Origin of the sequence: Micromonospora sp. RTP1Z1 (assembly GCF_033804685.1) — a bacterium.
GTDB lineage: Bacteria > Actinomycetota > Actinomycetes > Mycobacteriales > Micromonosporaceae > Micromonospora.
The window spans coordinates 48,532-66,322 of the sequence record NZ_JAPFQV010000017.1; the positions used below are offsets into that span (position 1 = coordinate 48,532).

Annotated in this window: 16 protein-coding genes; 3 read left to right on the forward strand and 13 right to left on the reverse strand. The window is 72.6% G+C overall.

Annotation, left to right across the window (positions count from 1 at the left end):
- Positions 1–39 precede the first annotated feature (39 nt).
- The gene (locus tag SLP03_RS11530; protein WP_319460545.1) at positions 40–1,170 is read left to right on the forward strand and encodes an AI-2E family transporter; all 1,131 of its coding nucleotides are present in this window, start codon (positions 40–42) and stop codon (positions 1,168–1,170) included.
- 64 nt (positions 1,171–1,234) lie between these two features.
- Here SLP03_RS11530 and SLP03_RS11535 read toward each other — a convergent pair whose 3' ends face one another.
- Positions 1,235–1,888: a dienelactone hydrolase family protein gene (locus SLP03_RS11535; protein WP_319460546.1), complete on the reverse strand. Its 654-nt coding sequence runs from the start codon at positions 1,886–1,888 to the stop codon at positions 1,235–1,237.
- Positions 1,889–2,209: 321 nt separating this feature from the next.
- On the opposite strand from SLP03_RS11535, the gene SLP03_RS11540 reads away from it, so the two are divergent.
- Positions 2,210–2,389 (forward strand): hypothetical protein, encoded by a 180-nt coding sequence (locus SLP03_RS11540; RefSeq protein WP_319460547.1) that lies wholly within the window; start codon positions 2,210–2,212, stop codon positions 2,387–2,389.
- Between the two features lie 48 nt (positions 2,390–2,437).
- On the opposite strand, the gene SLP03_RS11545 is transcribed toward SLP03_RS11540, so the two are convergent.
- The 9 genes from SLP03_RS11545 to SLP03_RS11585 all read right to left on the reverse strand — a co-directional run bounded on the left by SLP03_RS11545 (position 2,438) and on the right by SLP03_RS11585 (position 14,778).
- Positions 2,438–4,810, reverse strand: a complete 2,373-nt coding sequence (locus tag SLP03_RS11545; RefSeq protein ID WP_319460548.1) for a glycoside hydrolase family 65 protein — start codon at positions 4,808–4,810, stop codon at positions 2,438–2,440.
- Entirely contained in the window at positions 4,807–5,556 is a 750-nt protein-coding gene (locus tag SLP03_RS11550) for a beta-phosphoglucomutase family hydrolase (protein WP_319460549.1), read from the reverse strand. The genes SLP03_RS11545 and SLP03_RS11550 overlap by 4 nt, the downstream gene beginning before the upstream one ends.
- Positions 5,557–5,608: 52 nt before the next feature.
- Positions 5,609–6,076, reverse strand: a complete 468-nt coding sequence (locus tag SLP03_RS11555) for a DUF4442 domain-containing protein (protein WP_319460550.1) — start codon at positions 6,074–6,076, stop codon at positions 5,609–5,611.
- A 59-nt stretch (positions 6,077–6,135) separates the two neighbouring features.
- A complete protein-coding gene (locus SLP03_RS11560) occupies positions 6,136–7,440 on the reverse strand; it encodes an ABC transporter ATP-binding protein (RefSeq protein WP_319460551.1) in 1,305 nt (434 codons plus the stop codon).
- A 167-nt stretch (positions 7,441–7,607) separates the two neighbouring features.
- The gene (locus tag SLP03_RS11565; RefSeq protein ID WP_319460552.1) at positions 7,608–9,797 is read right to left on the reverse strand and encodes a bifunctional glycosyltransferase family 2 protein/CDP-glycerol:glycerophosphate glycerophosphotransferase; all 2,190 of its coding nucleotides are present in this window, start codon (positions 9,795–9,797) and stop codon (positions 7,608–7,610) included.
- A 17-nt stretch (positions 9,798–9,814) separates the two neighbouring features.
- Positions 9,815–11,773 carry a DUF5941 domain-containing protein gene (locus SLP03_RS11570; RefSeq protein ID WP_413644501.1) on the reverse strand — a complete coding sequence of 653 codons (1,959 nt, stop codon included), beginning with the start codon at positions 11,771–11,773 and terminating at the stop codon, positions 9,815–9,817.
- Complete coding sequence (locus SLP03_RS11575) at positions 11,770–12,510, reverse strand: ABC transporter ATP-binding protein (RefSeq protein WP_319460553.1); 741 nt, start codon at positions 12,508–12,510, stop codon at positions 11,770–11,772. Before SLP03_RS11575 ends, SLP03_RS11570 begins: the two co-directional genes overlap by 4 nt.
- The gene (locus SLP03_RS11580; protein WP_319460554.1) at positions 12,511–13,338 is read right to left on the reverse strand and encodes an ABC transporter permease; all 828 of its coding nucleotides are present in this window, start codon (positions 13,336–13,338) and stop codon (positions 12,511–12,513) included.
- Positions 13,339–13,407: 69 nt separating this feature from the next.
- Complete coding sequence (locus tag SLP03_RS11585) at positions 13,408–14,778, reverse strand: L-serine ammonia-lyase (protein ID WP_319460555.1); 1,371 nt, start codon at positions 14,776–14,778, stop codon at positions 13,408–13,410.
- 367 nt (positions 14,779–15,145) lie between these two features.
- Between SLP03_RS11585 and SLP03_RS11590 the strand changes: the two genes are divergently transcribed.
- Positions 15,146–15,352, forward strand: coding sequence for a PspC domain-containing protein (locus tag SLP03_RS11590; RefSeq protein WP_319460556.1), 207 nt, complete (start codon positions 15,146–15,148; stop codon positions 15,350–15,352).
- A 64-nt stretch (positions 15,353–15,416) separates the two neighbouring features.
- On the opposite strand, the gene SLP03_RS11595 is transcribed toward SLP03_RS11590, so the two are convergent.
- From SLP03_RS11595 to SLP03_RS11605, 3 genes are all read right to left on the reverse strand, one after another.
- Positions 15,417–16,181: a DUF4230 domain-containing protein gene (locus SLP03_RS11595; protein WP_319460557.1), complete on the reverse strand. Its 765-nt coding sequence runs from the start codon at positions 16,179–16,181 to the stop codon at positions 15,417–15,419.
- Positions 16,182–16,280: 99 nt separating this feature from the next.
- A complete protein-coding gene (locus tag SLP03_RS11600; RefSeq protein WP_319460558.1) occupies positions 16,281–17,441 on the reverse strand; it encodes an acyl-CoA dehydrogenase family protein in 1,161 nt (386 codons plus the stop codon).
- Between the two features lie 32 nt (positions 17,442–17,473).
- Positions 17,474–17,779, reverse strand: coding sequence for a type II toxin-antitoxin system VapB family antitoxin (locus SLP03_RS11605; protein ID WP_319460559.1), 306 nt, complete (start codon positions 17,777–17,779; stop codon positions 17,474–17,476).
- Positions 17,780–17,791 lie beyond the last annotated feature (12 nt).

The window sequence follows — 17,791 nt, forward strand, 5'->3', positions numbered from 1 at the left end:
CGGGCGGGTACCGAGCGGCCACGATCGAGGAGGGCCAACGTGGTTGAGGACGGTACCGGGCGGACGCCCGAGGTGACGGCGGAGCGCACCCGCGCGGCGGGACCCCGACAGGCCTGGGCGGGCCTGCCCTGGCCGGTCCGGACCGCGGTGACGTGGAGCGCCTGCCTGGTGGTGGTGATCGCCGGGCTGTGGCTGCTGGGGAAGGTCGCGGTGCTGCTGGCGCCGCTGGCCATCGCGCTGGCCGGGACGCTCTTCCTGACCGCGCTGCTCGACCCGGTGCTGCTCCTGCTGCGCCGGCTCCGGGTGCCGGCGGCGCCCGCCGCCCTGCTCACCATCCTGCTGCTGCTCGGTGTCCTGGTCGGGCTGGGCGTGCTGGTCTGGAACCTGACCGCGAGCCAGTTCGGTGAGCTGAGCCAGCAGCTCGACCAGGGCCTGGAACGCAGCCGCGACTTCGTCACCTCCACCCTGTCGATCACCGACGCCCAGCTGGACCGGCTGGTCCAGCAGACCCGGGACGGGCTGAGCGGCAGCGCCCCCGACCCGGTCGGCGGGGCGCGCACCGCCGCCGAGGTGGCCGGTTCCGTGCTGCTGGCGCTGGTGCTGCTCTTCTTCCTGCTCAAGGACAGCCGGTCCATGTGGCGCTGGGTGCTGCGCCGGATGACCGGCCCGAACCGGGCGGTCACCGCGGAGGCCGGCCGGGTCGGCTGGCGGACGCTCGGCTCGTACAGCCGCGGCACGATGCTCATCGCGGCGATCGACGCGATCGGCATCGGCCTGGCGCTGGTGCTGCTCGGGGTGCCGCTCGCCCTGCCGCTGGCGCTGATCACCTTCCTCGGCGGGTTCGTGCCGATCATCGGCGCGACGGTCGCCGGCGCGGTGGCGGTACTCGTCGCCCTCGCCGCGAACGGCCCGACCACCGCGCTGCTCACGCTGGCCGCGGTGATCGCCGTCCAGCAGATCGAGGGCAACCTGCTGGAACCGCTGATCATGAAGCGTCAGGTGCAGCTGCACCCCGCGATCATCCTGATCGTGGTCACCGCCGGCACCCTGATCGCCGGTATCGCCGGCGCCTTCGTGTCGGTTCCGATCGCCGCCGTCACCTGGCGGATCATCGACACCGTCCAACGCCACCGCGAGCCGGCCGCCGGGCCGCCCTCCACCCCGGCCTGAGTCAGGGAGTTGGGGCAGGTTCCGCGATCCACCTCGGTGCTAGACCATGATCAACCTCGGCGGGTCAGGCGGGGACGGCGAGCCGGGTGGCGAACCATTCGGCGGCGTGGTCGGCGACCTGGTCGAGGGTGCCGGGCTCCTCGAAGAGGTGGGTGGCACCCGGGACGATCCGCAGCTCGGCCACGTCACCCAGCGCCGCCTGCGCCTGCTCGTTGAGCACGATCACCTGCTCGTCCAACCCACCCACCAGCAGCAACGTCGGCGCCCGGACCGTCGACTGGGCGGCACCGGCCAGGTCCGGCCGGCCGCCCCGGGAGACCACCGCCCCGACCCGCTCCGGACGGGCGGCCGCAGCGACCAGGGCGGCCGCGGCACCGGTGCTGGCGCCGAAGAGGCCGACCGGCAGCGGGCCGAGGTCCGGATCGGTGGCCATCCAGTCGACGGTCGCGGCCAGCCGCTCGGCCAGCATCCCGATGTCGAAACGCAGCTCGGCGGTGCGGGCGTCCACCGCGTCCTCCGCCGGGGTGAGCAGGTCGACCAGCACGGTGGCCAGCGACCGGTCGTTGAGCACGTGGGCCACGGCCACATTGCGCGGGCTGTGCCGGGAACTGCCGCTGCCATGGGCGAAGAGCACCACCCCGGCCGGCCGGTCCGGCACGATCAGGTCGGCGGGCAGGCCGCCCTCTACCACCGGAACAGTCACCTCGCGCGTCCGCATCTCCGACCTCCACACCTTGCCGATCACCGCGCATACCCCGATGGCACTCGTCTTCACCTGTTGCGTTGACGCCGACGACAACCCAGGGACTGGTACGACCACGCCGGTGCGCCAACGGCTACCGGGTCCACGACGAGGCTGAGCTGCGCGTCGCCCTGCCGGGCGGTCTCGATCGTCGGCGCCCGCCCGAAGAACCACCTCCGGCTGAGCTTCGCGCGACACCTCGAGGGGTGAGCAGCCGTTTGCGGCCGGGTCGAGCGGGAAGGCGCGGAGGGACCGTAGATCGGCGCAGCCGCGCCCCGACGGATCGCGAGGATCGTCATGGCCCAGCAGCAGGACAGGTCCCGGCAGCAGATCGCCGAGCTGGAACGGCAGGAAAAGGACGCCGAGCACGCCCGGGACTTCGGGGACGAAGCGGCCGAGGCCCGGACACCGGAGGACCCGCGGGCGGTGGCGCCCCGGGACGCGGGCGGTCGCCCGTCCAACGGCCGCCAGTTCTGACCGCGCCGGCGCGTCCCCGCCCGCCCGGGCCGGGACGCGCCGCGTCCCTCAGCTGGCGTCCTCGGGCAGGTGCAGCAGCGGCGCCCGGCCGGGCGGCTGCTCCGGCGGCGGACCGGACGCGTGGGCCGCCGGCACCGGCACGGTGACCGGCCGGTCTCGGGTGATCCGGATCGCCTCGCCGTGGTGGCGCAGCTCCAGCACGGCGTCCGGCCCGCCGTGCCGCAGCGAGTACGTCGTCTGGTGCGGCCGGACGTCCACTCGCAGGTGCATCGACCGCCACTGGAGCGAGAACTCGAGTCGGCTGAGCCGGCTGGAGAGCCGCGGCGAGAAGGAGAGCGTCCCGTCGTGGTCGCGCAGGCCGCCGAAGCCGGCGACCAGGGCGATCCAGGCGCCGGCCAGCGAGGCCATATGCACGCCGTCGCGGGTGTTCTCGTTCAGGTCGTGCAGGTCCATCAGGGCGGCCTCGCGCAGGTAGCGGTGGGCCAGCTCCGGGTGACCCACCTCGGCCGCCATCACCGCCTGGGTGCAGGCCGACAGCGACGAGTCCCGCACGGTGCGGCGCTCGTAGTAGAGGAAGTTGCGCAGCTTCTGCTTGCCGGTGAAGGCGTCCCCCCGCCAGTGCATGGCGAGCACCAGGTCGGCCTGCTTGATCACCTGTTTGCGGTACAGGTCGAAGTACGGGTAGTGCAGCAGCAGCGGGTACTTCTCGGGCGGGGTGTGCTCGAAGTCCCACTCCTGCAACCGGGTGAAGCCCTCGACCTGCTCGTGCACGTCGAGGTCGTCGTCGTACGGGACGTGCATGGCGTGCGCGGCGTCCCGCCAGGCGGCCGCCTCCTCCTCGCTCACCCCGAGGTCGGCCGCCTGGTCCCGATAGTGCATCGCGCACTCGGCGGCGGTCAGCAGGTTCCGCTGGGCCATCAGGTTGGTGTAGATGTTGTCGTTCTTGACCGCGGTGTACTCGTCGGGGCCGGTCACCCCGTCGATGTGGAACTGGCCGTTGCGGTCGTGGTGCCCCAGCGAGCGCCACAGCCGGGCGGTCTCCACCAGCAGCTCCAGGCCGATCTCCTGCTCCAGCCCTTCGTCCCCGGTGACCAGGACGTACCGCCGCAGCGCGTCGGCGATGTCGGCGGCGATGTGGAACGCGGCCGTGCCCGCCGGCCAGTACGCCGACGACTCGGGGCCATCGATGGTCCGCCACGGGAAGGCGGCGCCCGTCAGGTTCAGGGTCCGGGCCCGCTCGTGCGCCTGGGCCAGGGTGGAGTGCCGCCAGTACAGCGCGTCCCGGGCCGCGCTTGGCTGGGTGTAGGTGAGCACCGGCAGGACGAACATCTCGGTGTCCCAGAACGCGTGCCCGTCGTAGCCGGGGCCGGTCAGCCCCTTCGCGGAGATCGGCCGCCGCTCGGCGCGGGCGCCGGCCTGGAGCACGTGGAACAGCCCGAAGCGGACGGCCTGCTGGACCTCCGGGTCGCCTTCCACCCGGACGTCGGCGGCGTCCCAGAACTCGTCGAGGTACTCCCGCTGCTCCCGGCGCAGTCCGTCCCAGCCGTCCAGGCGGGCGGCCGCGAGGCCCGCGCCGACCTGGTCGCGCAGCGCCGGCAGGGACCGCCGGCTGGACCAGCCGTACGTCAGGTACTTGACCACCCGGAGCGTCTGGCCGGGCTTGAGCACGCAGCCGACGGTGGTCCGGACCCAGTCCTCGTACCCCTCGGACTCGACGGTCGTCCGCTCGGGGCCGTGCACGTCGTGCGCCATGGCGGCGGCGACCCGGAGCCCGCTGACCTTGGTGCGGTGGATGAGGAGGCCACCGTCGTCGGTGGTCAGTTCCTCCTCGGCCTGCAGCGGCGACTCCAGCACCGCGGCCACCCGCGGGTCGCGGCTCTGCGCCGGCAGGTTCTCGTTGGCGACCAGCTCCGACTGGAGGATCAGCCGGATCGGCCCGTCGACCGCCTCCACCTCGTAGCTGATCATGGCGACCGACCGCTGGGTGAACGACACCAGCCGGGTGCTGCGGACCTTGACCTCCCGCCCGGCCGGGGAGCGCCAGTGCAGCTCCCGGTGCAGGGTGCCGGCGCGCAGGTCGAGGATCCGCTCGTGGAAGAGGAGCTCGCCGTACCGGACGTCGAGCGGCTCGTCGTCGACGAGCAGCCGGATCAGCTTGCCGTTGCTGACGTTGACGATGGTCTGGCCCGACTCGGGGAAGCCGAAGCCGGCCTCCGCGTACGGCAGCGGGCGCAGCTCATAGAAGGAGTTGAGGTAGGTGCCGGGCAGGCCGTGCGGCTCGCCCTCGTCGAGGTTGCCGCGCAGCCCGACATGCCCGTTGGAGAGGGCGAAGACCGACTCGGACTGGGCCAGCACGTCCATGTCGAGGCGGACCTCGCGGACGTGCCAGGGTTCGACCGGATAGGCGCGTTCGCGGATCATGCCGCTGGCTCCTTCAGCAGCTCGGCGAGGTCGGTGACCACCACGTCGGCGCCGTGGGCGCGCAGCTCGTCGGCCTGGCCGACCCGGTCGACGCCGACCACGTACCCGAAGTCGCCGGCCCGGCCGGCGGCCACCCCGGCCAGCGCGTCCTCGAAGACGGCGGCGTTCGCCGGGGCGACCCCGAGCAGTTCGGCGCCGGCGAGGAAGGTGTCCGGGTGCGGCTTGCCACGCAGCCCCCGCTCCCGGGCGACCACCCCGTCGACCCGGGCCTCCAGCAGCCGGTCCAGCCCGGCGGCGGCGACCACGGCCCGGCAGTTGGCGCTCGCCGAGACCACGGCCCGGCGCAGCCCGGCGGCGGCCGCCGCCTCCAGGTAGGCCACCGAGCCGGGATAGACCTCAACGCCGTCGGTGTGGATCCGCTTGAGCAGGATGACGTTCTTGCGGTTGCCCACCCCATGCACCGTGTCCGCCTCGGGCGGGTCGTCCGGCGTGCCCTCGGGGAGGGTGATCCCGCGGGACGCCAGGAAGGAACGCACCCCGTCGGCGCGCGGCTTGCCGTCCACGTACCGGTTGTAGTCCGGTCCCGGGTCGAACGGGCGGAACGGCTCGCCGGTGGCCGCCGCGCGGTCCCGCAGGAAAGCGTCGAAGGTCTCGGTCCAGGCGGCGTTGTGCACCTTGGCGGTCTGCGTCAGCACACCGTCCAGATCGAAGAGACAGGCGGTCACATGAGCAGGTAGGCCCAGCACGGTACGAATCTATCCAGTGGACCGGCCGGGCAAACCCGATTCGGCGGGCGGGTCAGCGGTTCGGGCGCAGGGTCCAGACCACGGTCAGCACGGACGTGACGGTCCCGTCCTCGGTGCTCACCTCGACCTCGACCGGGAACTCGGGCCGCGTGCCGGCGTCCAGCTCGGCGATCACCTCGGCCGGCGGGCGACCGAGCCGGGCGGTGGCGAGCACCGGACCCATGGCCACCTTCCGGTACGCGATCTCCGCGCGGACGGCCAGCGGCACCGCCCGGTCCAGCAGCTGACCGAATGCGGCGAGCACCACGGCGCCGGAGGCGGTCTCCCCGAGGGTGAACATCGCCCCGGCGTGCGGGCCGCCGACGTGGTTGTGGGTGGCCGGCGAGTCGGGGAGCCGGACGACGGCGCGGACCCCGCCCTCCGCCTCGGGCGCGACCTCGACGAATTCGATTCCGAGTGTGCGGGCGAACGGCACGGCCTCCAGCAGACCGGCGGCCACCTGGCGAGAGTCGATGGACATGCCCAGACGCTACTCGTCGGTAACTTCCCGGGCAAGACCCGGCTGGCCAGGCGTCACGCTCACCGCCAGCGGACGTCGATCCGGTCGCCGCGCTCGTCGAACAAGTGCAGGGCGTCCATCCGGACCTGGACGGCCAGCGGGTGCCCCGCCGACACGGCCGGGTACGGGGCGAGCCGGACCGCCAGCTCGGCCGGGCGGCGGTGGTGCCGCCCCGGGTCGTTGAGCACGCTGGTCCGGTTGCCGCCGCTGGTGGGCGCGGAGACCGGCGCCTCGGCGGCCCGGCCGGCCAGCCGCTGCATGACCTGACCGAACCGGCGCAGGCCGCGCTGGCCGTTCTCGCCGGTCTCCACCGGTCCGCCCATCTCGTCCACCATGATCGCGGTGGCGCCGATGTCCAGGAAGGCCAGCGACTCGTGCCCGTGGTGCTCCAGGTAGCGGATGCGCCCCTGGAGCACGTCGCCCGGGGTATCCGGGGCGACCGGGGTGAGCGCGTCGGCCCGCAGCCCCACCACGATCCGCGCGCCGTGGTAGTGCGCCACGGCCCGGCTGCGGATGTCGTCCCAGGGCAGGTAGAGCGCCTGCTCGCCGAGGTTCAGCGTCACGTACCGGTCGAGGTGGACGTAGACCGAGGCCTCCAGCAGGTTCATCCGCGGGCTGCCGAGGAACGCGGCGACGTAGAGGGTGGCCGGCCGGCCGTACACCTCGGTGGGGGTGCCCACGTCCTGGAGTACGCCCTTGCGCATGATGGCGACCCGGTCGGCCATGGTGAGCGCCTCGGCCTGGTCGTGGGTGACGTAGATGGTGGTGACGCCGAGCTCCCGGGTGAGACCGGAGATCTCCGCCCGCAGCTCCGCACGGAGCCCGCTGTCCAGGTTGGAGAGCGGCTCGTCCATCAGGAACACCCCGGGGCGGCGCACTATCGCCCGCCCCATCGCCACCCGCTGCCGCTGGCCGCCGGAGAGCTGGCTCGGTTTCCGGCCGAGCACGTCGCCGATGCCCAACGCACTGGCCACGTCGGCGACCCGCTCGCCGCGGGGCGTCGGCTCCACCCCGGCCAGTCGGAGCGGGAAGGCGATGTTGTCGCCGACCGTCATGTGCGGGTAGAGCGCGAAGTCCTGGAAGACCATGGCGATCTTCCGCTCCCGGGGTGACAGGTCGTTGGCCAGTTCGCCGTCGAGCATCACCGCGCCGGTGGTGGGATCCTCCAGGCCGGCCACCATCCGCAGCACGGTGGATTTGCCGCAGCCCGACGGGCCGAGCAGCACCATGAACTCGCCGTCGTTGACGTCGAGATTGATGGTGTCGACCGCGACTGTCCCGTCCGGGAACACCTTGGTCACATCCTTGAGCGCGACGGTGGTCACCGTCTCCTCCCCCAGCTCGTCGGCGGAACCCGGAGTTGACTGTGACCAGGATCACGGGATCAGCACATCGGGTAAACGTGCCATGTTCGTCTCGTGGCAGACCTGTTACGGCGCATCGACCTCGCCGGATCGCTGCACGTCGCCGATCCGACGCCGACGCGGACCGCTCAGGCCCGCTCGTCGAGGAAGACCCGGCGGACCACCCGCTCGGCGGCGTGCCCGTCGTCCAGCTTGCAGAACCGGGTCCGGAACCGTTGCCGGGCCTGCTCGGCGGCCGTCGACCGGACCGCGTCGGCGCGGAACAGTTCGAGCAGTTCGGGGAAATTCTCCGCCACCGCGCCCGGCGGTTCCGCCAGCAGGTCGAAGTAGACGCCCCGGGCCACCCGGTACGCCTCCCAGTCCGGCGCGTAGACCACGATCGGCCGGTCCAGGACGGCGTAGTCGAACATCGCCGACGAGTAGTCCGTGACCAGCACGTCGGCCGCCAGGTAGAGGTTCTCCACCCGGTCGTGGGCGCTGACGTCGAGCAGCCGGCCCGCCGCCGGTCCCCGGGGCCGCCGGTCCCGGTCGTGGAAGTAGTGGCTGCGCATCAGCAGCCGGCCGGACGGGCCCAGCACGTCGAGCAGCCGGTCCGGGTCGAACGGCGGCTGCCAGTCGGGCAGGTGCTCCCGGTGGGTCGGCGCGTAGAGCACCACCCGCTCGTCCGGGCCGATGCCCAACTCCGCCCGGACCTTGTGGGCCTCGTCCGGGGTGGACAGCGCCAACCGGTCGTTGCGCGGGTAGCCGACCTCCAGTGTGGTGTACGGGGCCGGGTACGCCCGCTCCCACATCTGGGTGGAGAAGCTGTTCGAGGTGACGCTGTAGTCCCAGCGGTCCACCCGGTGCAGCAGCCGGGCGAAGTCCATCCCCATCGCGCCGACCGGGTACCGCTGCTGGTCGAGCCCCATCACCTTGACCGGGGTGCCGTGGTGGGTCTGCACGTGCACCGAGCCGGGCCGCTTGCGGACGAAGTCCGGGAAGTTGACGTTGTTGACCAGCCAGCGGGCCCGGGCCAGCGCCCGGTAGTAGGCCGGGGTGCCGGCCACGACGTACTCCACCCCGGGCGGGAGCGTGCCGACCCGGTCCCGCCGGACGATCCACACCCCGCGCACGTGCGGGACGAGCTGGCGGGCGGCGGCGTACACGGCCGCCGGATTGCAGGTGTACCCCCGGTACCAGTAGGCGGCGAAGACGGCGAGCGTCGGGTCGAGCGGCCGGTGCAGCTCGGCCCGGTAGTACTCCCGCAGCACCGCGTCCCGGGTCACCCGCGCGGTACGCCGGGCCACCGGCCGCACCGTGCGGCGGGCCTGCCGCACCGAACGTTGGGCAACGTCCCCGACCTGGTTGGCGCCGCGCAGCGCGCTGAAGGTACGCCACCGCCCGGCGGCCACCAGCCGGTGCTTCAACCCCTCGACCCCGCCGGGGGCCGGGTACCCGCCGGGCGGCCGGAACCGGTTGAAGTCGACGTGGATCTGGGCGAAGAACGCCGGGCGCAACTCCGGGGCGATCCGGTCGCCGTTGCCGAGCACCGTCAGGTAGTGCCAGATCATCCGCTCGAAGACGGCGGGCCGCAGCTCCGCGACCGCCGCCCCCCACCGGTCCATCAGCCGGAACACCCGGTGCCACTGGGCGAACACCTCGAAGTGCCGGTCACCCCGGGTCCGGGTGATCGCCCCGGTCCGCCGCTGCCGGTAGTTGACGCAGACCCGGTCCAGCACCCCGATCCGCTCGGCGGCCATCAGCACCGGGTAGCTGAACGAGACATCCTCGTACCAGCCCGGTGCGAAGTGCAGCCCCAGGTCGAGCAGGAACCGCCGGCGGACCAGCCGGTTCCACGCGGTGTGCAGCAGCCGCATGGTCTCCGGCCGGTCCCGCAGCCGGAACGTCCCCTCGCCGGGCGGCGCCGGGAAGACCTCGCCCATCGCGCTGCGGGTGCCGACGTTGTTCCAGTGCGCCCGGACGTGGTCGACGATCAGCACGTCGGGCCGGTTGGCGAGCAGCCGGTCGGCGACGTGCGGCAGGCAGCCGGCGACCAGCCAGTCGTCGCCGTCGACGAACCAGACGTACTCGCCGACGGCCCGGTCCAACCCGATGTTGCGGGCGGGACCGAGGCCGCCGTTCTCGGTGAGGCGGACCGGGTGGACCCGGGGGTCGCGGGCGGCGTACTCGGCGAGGATCTCGCCGCTGTCGTCCGGCGAGGCGTCGTCGACCCCGATCACCTCCAGGTCGTCGAACGGCTGGTCGAGGATGGAGTCGAGGCATTCCCGCAGGTAGCCCTGCACCCGGAAGGCCGGTACGACGAAGCTGATCAGAGTCATCCCGGCCTGGCCCTCCGTCAGCCCGGCGAGCGGTCACCTCCGCCCACGGCGGCGGGCGTCCGTCGGGCGCGGGCCGGCAGGACCACCCAGGCGAGGACCACACTCGCGACGAAAACCACGAGAAGGTACGCACCGAGTGTAGCCAGAGCGATACTCGCAATTCCGGCGATTGACGCGACAGTCAGCACCGCCGACCGGCCCTCCCAGCCCACCGTGGCGGCGTGCAGCGGCGGGGCCGCCTGCCGCTTCTCCAGCCGGGCGGTCAGGTCGTAATGGTGCAGGGTGAGCACGAAGACATACCCGAAGATCAGCCAGGCCGGAGCCCGGCCCGCGACGCCGACGGCGATCGCGAACAGGTACTCCCCGGCCCGCAGCGCGGCCGGCACCAGCCAGTCCAGCGGCCCGTCGTGCACCGCCCGCGCCCCCAGCGCCCCACTCAACAGGAACACCAGCCCCACCGTCACCGCCCAGCCCGGCAGCCGGTGCCCGGCGTGGACCGTCACCAACGCCCAGAGCAGCAGCCCCGCCGCGCCGAGCGCGCCGAACACCGCCAGCGCCAGCGGCCCGCGCGACACCGGCAGCGTCCGGGCCAGCGGCCCGTCGTCGCGGTGCAGGGTGGTGTCGACCGTGGTCAGCACCGGCACCCGCATCCAACGGGCCCGCAGGGTCCGCAACGCCCCGGTGTACGCGAACGCCAACGTCCCCCAGACCAGCACCGCGCAGAGCGCCACCAGCGGGCCGAACAGCGCCGCGGCCAGCGCGATCAGCGCCCACCGCTCGCCGATCGGGAAGACCACCGTCCGCTTCAGCCAGTACGACACCGAACCGGTGTCCGCCTGCACCTTCGTCGAGGCGGCGTTCAGTTTCCCGCCGATGCCACCGGCTTCCACGGTCGCCGGACGGGGCCGCCGGGCGGCCTCGTCGTGCAGGACGCCGTACCAGGTGTCGGTCATGTGCCGGACGGTCTGCAGGGTCATCGCGGCGATGGCGAGAGCCCACCCGTACCGGAAACCGGCGTGGGTGGCCCCGTAGCCGAGTCCGGCGTAGACCACGTACTCCTTGGCCCGGTCCGCCATGGTGTCCAGCCAGCCGCCCCAGGCGCTGAAGTGCCGGGTGTAGCGGGCCAACTGCCCGTCCACGCAGTCCAGCACGAAGCCCAGGTAGAGCAGGACCGCCCCGGCGGCCAGCGCGGGCCGCCCGCCGACGCCGAAGAGCAGCGCGGCGGCCACCGCGAAGAGCACCGAGATCATGGTGACCGCGGTCGGTCCGAGGCCGATCCGGGCCGCCGCCTTCGTCACGTACGGCGACCAGGTGCTGACGAAGAACGTGGTGAAGAAGTCGTCCCGCTCCTTCACCGAGAGTCGCAGCTCGGCCTTGTCCTCTTCGACCGCGGCGACGGCCGCCTCGGCGGCGGCCAGCTCCGCGCCGGTGGTGACCCGGCGCGCGACGAGCAGGCGTACCCGATGGGCGAAGGTCAGCGTGCCGCGCGCCGCGAGATCGGCGAAGAGCCGGTCCACCGCCGACCCGGCCGCCGTGCCGGCGGCCGCACGGGCGGCGGCGGCCAGCGCGGGGAGGTCGGCCGGGCCGACCCGCAGCGCGCCGCCGAAGACGCCGGTCGCGTCGGGCAGCTCGCCGGGGGCGCCGACCGCGACCACCTGGCCGCGTTCCTCCCGGACCGTGACCTGCCCGGCGGCGGCCGGGTCGGTGAGCACCAGCGCCACCGTCGGCCCGACCGGGCTGGTCGCCACATGCTTGAGTACGGCGGTGTGCGCCACCAGGTCGGCGCCGCTCACCAGCACGGGGCCGGAGCTGGCGGTCACCAGCGCGGCCAGCTCGCCCAGGTCGGCGGCGATCCTGACGTCGGCCACGCCGGCGCGACGCCACTGCCCGGCCAGCCGGTCGACGAGGCTCGCCCCGGCAGCGGTGGTCAGGCCGGCCGCCGGCGGGTCGGCGGCGAGCACGATCGCGAGCGTCACCGCTGCGCCGTGCTGGCGTAGGCGGCGAGCGCCTCGTCGATCGTCCCGTCGACGGTCAACCGTCCGCCGTCGAGGTAGAGCCCCCGACGACAGAACCGGGTGAGGTCCTTTTCGTTATGTGACACCAGCACCAGCGTGCGCCCTTCCGCGAGAAGTCGCTCGATGGTCGCATAACACTTCGCGCGGAACTCCGCGTCCCCGACCGCGGTCACCTCGTCCACCAGCAGGACCGAGTGCGGCAGGTGCGCGATGACGGCGAAGCCGAGCCGGACCTTCATCCCGGACGAGTAGTGGCGTACCAAGGTGTCGATGGAGCGCTCGACCTGCTCGCCGGCGAACGAGACGATCTCGTCGAAGTGCCGGCGCAGGTAGCCGGTGGAGAGGCCGTGCAGGCCGCCGACCAGGTAGAGGTTCTCCCGGCCGGTCAGGTCGTTGGAGAAGCCGGCGGAGAGTTCCAGCAGCGGCGCCACGTCCCCGCGGACCCGGATCCGGCCCTCGTCGGGGATCAGCACCCCGGCGATCAGCCGGAGCAGCGTGCTCTTCCCGGTGCCGTTGCGCCCGACCACCCCGACGGTCTCGCCCGGCTCGATCCGGAACGACACGTCGCGCAACGGCCAGAACTGGCCGGCGGCCGCGTTCCGCCCGCCCCGGTGGATGAGCAGTTCCCGCAGCCGGAGCTGGCGGCGGCGGTTGCGGACGAACCGGATGCCGAGGCCCTCCGCCTCGATGATCGCCATTCACAGTTCCTTGAGCACGGCGGGTTCGAGGCGACGGAACGACCACCAGCCGAACGCCAGCACCAGCAGGCTGCCCAGCACGGTGGTGGCCAGCAGCCGGGCGTCCGGGAACTCGTCCGGGTACCAGATCGCGTGGTGGAGCTGGAAGATGCCGACCAGCGGGTTCAGCTCGTAGGCCACCTTCACCCAGGTGGGCATGCCGGAGTCCCGGACCAGGCTGAGCGGATAGATGATCGGGGTGGCGTAGAAGAGCACCCGGATGATCAGCCGCATGAACCGCTCGATGTCCCGCATCAGCACGTTCCACGCCGACAGCAGCAGCGAGAGCCCCACCAGCAGGACGAGCTGCACCGCCACCGCAAGCGGCAGGGCGAGCAGGGACCAGCCGGGGTGGATCTTCCCGTGCGCGGCGTAGACCGCGGCGATACCGATGAGGATGGGCAGGCCGGCGGCATACTCGGCGAACCGGCCGGTGACCCGGCCGATCGGAAAGACCTGACGGGGCACGTTCATGGTGGTGATCAGGCGGGCCTGACCGGTGAGGGCGTTCGTCGCCTCATTGATCGCCGAACTGGCCCACATCCAGGCGAAGATGCCGGTGATCAGGAAGAGCGGGTACGACCCCGACGCGTCGCCCAGGTGCCGGCGGGTGGCGCCGGAGTAGAGCACCCCGAAGACGAACCAGTAGATCGCACCCATGCCGAGCGGCTCGATCAGCGACCAGAAATAGCCCAGGACCGACTGCTGGTACTTCACCGCGAGGTCCCGCTTGACCAGGATGCGCAGCGAGTTGCGGGCCGACCAGAGCGCACCGACGCCTGACGTCACCGGCCCCTCCTCGCTTCCCGCCGCTCGTCGCCGACAACCGGCGGGTCGGGGCGGGTCACCCCACCGGGCTCAGCACTCGATCACGTTCACCGCCAGGCCGCCCCGCGCCGTCTCCTTGTACTTCACCTTCATGTCGGCGCCCGTCTCCCGCATGGTCTTGATGACCTTGTCCAGCGAGACGGCGTGCACCCCGTCGCCGCGCAGCGCCAGCCGGGCGGCCGTGATCGCCTTGATGCTAGCCACCGCGTTCCGCTCGATGCAGGGGATCTGCACCAGGCCCCCGACCGGGTCGCAGGTGAGCCCGAGATTGTGCTCCATGCCGATCTCCGCCGCGTTCTCCACCTGCTCCGGGGTGCCGCCCAGCGCCTCGGCGAGCCCGGCGGCCGCCATCGAGCAGGCCGAGCCCACCTCGCCCTGGCAGCCGACCTCGGCGCCGGAGATCGACGCGTTCTCCTTGAACAGCACCCCGATCGCGCCGGCGGCCAGCAGGAAACGGACCACCCCGTCGTCGGAGGCGCCCGGCACGAACCGGGTGTAGTAGTGCAGCACCGCCGGGATGACCCCGGCCGCCCCGTTGGTCGGCGCGGTGACCACCCGGCCGCCGGCCGCGTTCTCCTCGTTCACCGCCAGGGCGAAGAGGGTGACCCAGTCCATCACCCGCAGCGGATCGGTGGAGTCGACGTCCGCCTCCAGGCTGCGGCGCAGCTCGGCGGCCCGGCGCCGCACCTTCAGCCCGCCCGGCAGAATGCCGTCCCGCTCACAGCCGCGCTCCACGCACTCCCGCATCGCCCGCCAGATCTCCAGCAGCCCGGCCCGCACCTCCCCCTCGGTACGCCAGGACAGCTCGTTGGCGAGCATCACGTCGCTGATCGACAGGCCGTTGGCGGTGGTGACCGCCAGCAGCTCCGCGCCGGTGAGGAACGGGTACCGCACCCGGGTGGTGTCCGGCGTGATCCGGTCCGCCCCGGCCGCCGCCTCGTCGACCACGAACCCGCCGCCCACCGAGTAATACGTCCGGCCGCGCAGCTCCGCGCCCGTCCGGTCGTACGCGACGAAGGTCATTCCGTTCGGGTGGTACGGCAGCGACCGGCGACGGTGCAGCACCAGGTCCCGGTCGGGGTCGAAGTCGATCTCCTGGGCGCCGAGCAGGCTGAGCCGCCGCTCGGCCCGGATCTGGGCCACCCGCGGCCCGACGACGTCGGTGTCGACCATCTCCGGCGCCTCGCCCTCCAGCCCGAGCAGCACCGCCCGGTCGCTGCCGTGGCCGCGCCCGGTCGCGCCGAGCGAGCCGAACAACTCGGCCTGCACCCGCGCGGTGTCGGCGAGGAGCCCGTCCGCCTTGAGCCCGGTCACGAACGTCCGGGCCGCCCGCATCGGCCCGACGGTGTGCGAGCTGGACGGCCCGATGCCGACGCTGAAGAGGTCGAAAACACTGATCATGGCTGCACTTTCCTCGCCGTCGCACCCCGTTGTGCGGAGTCCGGCCCGGTCGTGCCGTCCCTGGTCCGGGACGGCTGGCGGGTGCCCGGGTGTGTGGGCGCCCGACTGGCGAGCCTACCCGCCCAGGTCAGCCCCTCGCCCCACCCGGCACACCGCCCACCCTCCGCCCCATTCCGTCTCCCCTCCGTCACGGCCCGTCTCCCGTTTGCGCGGCGCTCCATGCGCTCCCGCGTCGGCGCGGACCCGGCGGGGTAAGTACCTACGGGTGCGGGGGCTGCCGATCCTCCTCGCGACCGAGGGCGCGGTGGGCGGCCCTTCCTACAGTTGAATGCAGCGCGGCGGATCGCCGCAGAGTGGGAGTACGACGATGAGTCTCAAACTGGTCCGGCCCCGTGAGGGGCGCATGCTCGCCGGTGTCTGCGCCGGCCTGGCGCAGCGGTTCGGCATGTCGGCCGGCATGATCCGGCTGCTGTTCCTGCTGTCGCTGCTGCTGCCCGGCACCCAGGTGATCGTCTACCTGGTGCTCTGGATCCTGATGCCGAACGAAGACCGCCACGCCGCCACCCGCTACTGATCCCCCTTGGCCGAACGCGACGCGCCCGCCCCGTTGCCGGTGGCGGGCGCGTCGGCGTACGCGGTCAGGGGGCGGTGTAGGTGACGGTCACCTTTTCGTAGCCGAGGGAGCGGAGCAGCCCCTCCAGCATCTTGCGGGTGTTCTCCTGGGCGCGGGCGGTCAGCCCGCTGTCCCGGGCGGCGGCGGTGATCCGGTCCTCGGCCAGCTTGTACACCTGCTGCTGCCGGTTGGGGTCGCCCTTCACCAGTTCGTTCAGCCGGTTGAGCAGGCCGCGCTGCTCGGCGAAGACGTAGCTCTTCTCCAGGTCGAGGTTGGTCTCGCCGAGCTGCGGCGCGGGAAGCTTGACCTCCACCGACTTCCCGTCGGCGGATACCACCACCGCCCCGTCGGCGATCTTCGCGAAGTCGACGTACGCCTCGACGCTGCCCGCCCCGACGAAGAGCGTCCGCTCGTTGAGCAGGAACTCCGGCACGTTCTGCCGGTCGTTCTGCAGGTCCACGACCACCTGGAAGTTGCCCTCGGCGGCCACGTACCGGCTGAGGTCGCGGATCGACTTCAGCAGCGGCGGCTGGCTGCGGTCGGTCTGCTCCTTGGCGAACGGGTTGCGGAAGTCGGGCAGGAGCCCGGTGGCCTGCACGCCGAGCAGCACCACCACCGCCAGCGCGGCCGCGCCGAGCACCCAGAGCAGGCCGCGGGCAGGTGCACCGGTCGACGTCGGAGCGCCGGGCGCTGGCTCGGGTGTGACGTCCGAGCGGGCCCGGAGCGAGTCGCCGGTCGGATAACCGGGGAACTCCCTGGTGGGCTCGTTGATGTCACCGTCGCGGGCCATCGCCCTCACCGTCCTCGTCAGACAAATCGACTGATGATGACGGTACTTCCCCGGTACGACACCCGCTCGTCGAGCGGCCCGGAACGACGAAGGTGCAGGTCAGGCGAACGCGGAAAGCCCGGTCAGCCGCTGCCCGATGACCAGCTGGTGGATCTCCGAGGTGCCCTCGTAGGTCAGCACGCTCTCCAGGTTGTTGGCGTGCCGCATCACCGGGTACTCGCCGGAGACGCCGTTGGCGCCGAGGATCGTCCGGCACTCCCGGGCGATTGCGAGCGCCTCCCGCACGTTGTTGAGCTTGCCGACGCTGACCTGCTCAGGGCGCAGCCTCCCGGCGTCGGCGAGCCGGCCCAGGTGCAGCGCGAGCAGCAGGCCCTTGTTCCACTCGACCGCCATGTCGGCGAGCTTGGCCTGGGTGAGCTGGAAGCCGGCCAGCGGCCGGCCGAACTGGGTCCGGGTGGTCGCGTACGACAGGGCCGTCTCCAGGCAGTCGCGGGCCGCGCCGAGCGCGCCCCAGACGATGCCGTGCCGGGCCTCGGTCAGGCAGCTCAGCGGCGCCTTGAGCCCGATCGCCTCGGGCAGCCGGGCGTCCGCCGGGAGCCGGACGTCGTCGAGGGTGAGCTCCCCGGTCAGGGACGCGCGCAGCGACATCTTGCGGCGGATCTCCCGCGCCGTCACCCCGGGCGTGTCCATCGGTACGGCGAAACCACGCACGCCCTCGTCGGTGCGCGCCCAGATCACCGCGACGTCGGCGATCGGCGCGTTGGTGATCCACATCTTGGTGCCGTTGAGGATCCAGTCGTCGCCGTCCCGGCGGGCCCGGGTGGCCATCGACGCCGGGTCGGAGCCGTGGTCCGGCTCGGTCAGCCCGAAGCAGCCGATCGCCTCGCCGGCCGCCATCGCCGGGAGCCACCGCTGCTTCTGCTCCTCGCTGCCGAAGCGCCAGATGGCGTACATGGCCAGCGAGCCCTGCACCGAGACCAGCGAGCGGACGCCGGAGTCGCCGGCCTCCAGCTCCAGGCAGGCCAGCCCGTACGCGACCGCGGAGGCACCGGCGCAGCCGTACCCGGTCAGGTGCATGCCGAGCAGGCCGAGCTTGCCGAACTCCCGGGCCAGCTCGCGGGCGGGCACCTGGCCGTCCTCGTACCAGCCGGCGACGTGCGGGCGTACCCGGTCGTCGACGAGCTGGCGCACGACGGCGCGGATCTGCCGCTCCTCCTCGTCCAGCGACGCGTCGACGTCCAGCAGGTCGAGAGGGCTCATGGAGGTCACCTTAACGATTCGTCAGGCGGGCGTCACTCGGGCTGGCCGCCGAGCACCAGCACCCGGGCGTGGATCTGGTTGCGCTGCTGGAGCGCCGCGCGCAGCGCGCGGTGCAGGCCGTCCTCCAGGTAGAGGCCGCCGTTCCACTGCACCACGTGCGGGAAGAGGTCACCGTAGAAGGTGGAGTCCTCGGCGAGGAGCTTGTCCAGCGCGAGTTCCCGCTTGGTGGTGATGAGCTCGGCGAGCCGCAGCGGGCGCGGCGGGATCTCCGCCCACTGCTTGAGCGTGAGGTTGTGCTCCGGGTAGGGACGCCCGTCCCGGACCGCTCTGAAGATCACGGCACGCTCCCC

Bases quoted from the DNA above. Each gene is read 5' to 3' on its own strand.
- SLP03_RS11535 (WP_319460546.1), bottom strand. From the start codon at position 1,888: ATGCGGACGCGCGAGGTGACTGTTCCGGTGGTAGAGGGCGGCCTGCCC.
- SLP03_RS11540 (WP_319460547.1), top strand. From the start codon at position 2,210: ATGGCCCAGCAGCAGGACAGGTCCCGGCAGCAGATCGCCGAGCTGGAA.
- SLP03_RS11545 (WP_319460548.1), bottom strand. From the start codon at position 4,810: ATGATCCGCGAACGCGCCTATCCGGTCGAACCCTGGCACGTCCGCGAG.
- SLP03_RS11555 (WP_319460550.1), bottom strand. From the start codon at position 6,076: ATGTCCATCGACTCTCGCCAGGTGGCCGCCGGTCTGCTGGAGGCCGTG.
- SLP03_RS11565 (WP_319460552.1), bottom strand. From the start codon at position 9,797: ATGACTCTGATCAGCTTCGTCGTACCGGCCTTCCGGGTGCAGGGCTAC.
- SLP03_RS11575 (WP_319460553.1), bottom strand. From the start codon at position 12,510: ATGGCGATCATCGAGGCGGAGGGCCTCGGCATCCGGTTCGTCCGCAAC.
- SLP03_RS11585 (WP_319460555.1), bottom strand. From the start codon at position 14,778: ATGATCAGTGTTTTCGACCTCTTCAGCGTCGGCATCGGGCCGTCCAGC.
- SLP03_RS11590 (WP_319460556.1), top strand. From the start codon at position 15,146: ATGAGTCTCAAACTGGTCCGGCCCCGTGAGGGGCGCATGCTCGCCGGT.
- SLP03_RS11595 (WP_319460557.1), bottom strand. From the start codon at position 16,181: ATGGCCCGCGACGGTGACATCAACGAGCCCACCAGGGAGTTCCCCGGT.
- SLP03_RS11600 (WP_319460558.1), bottom strand. From the start codon at position 17,441: ATGAGCCCTCTCGACCTGCTGGACGTCGACGCGTCGCTGGACGAGGAG.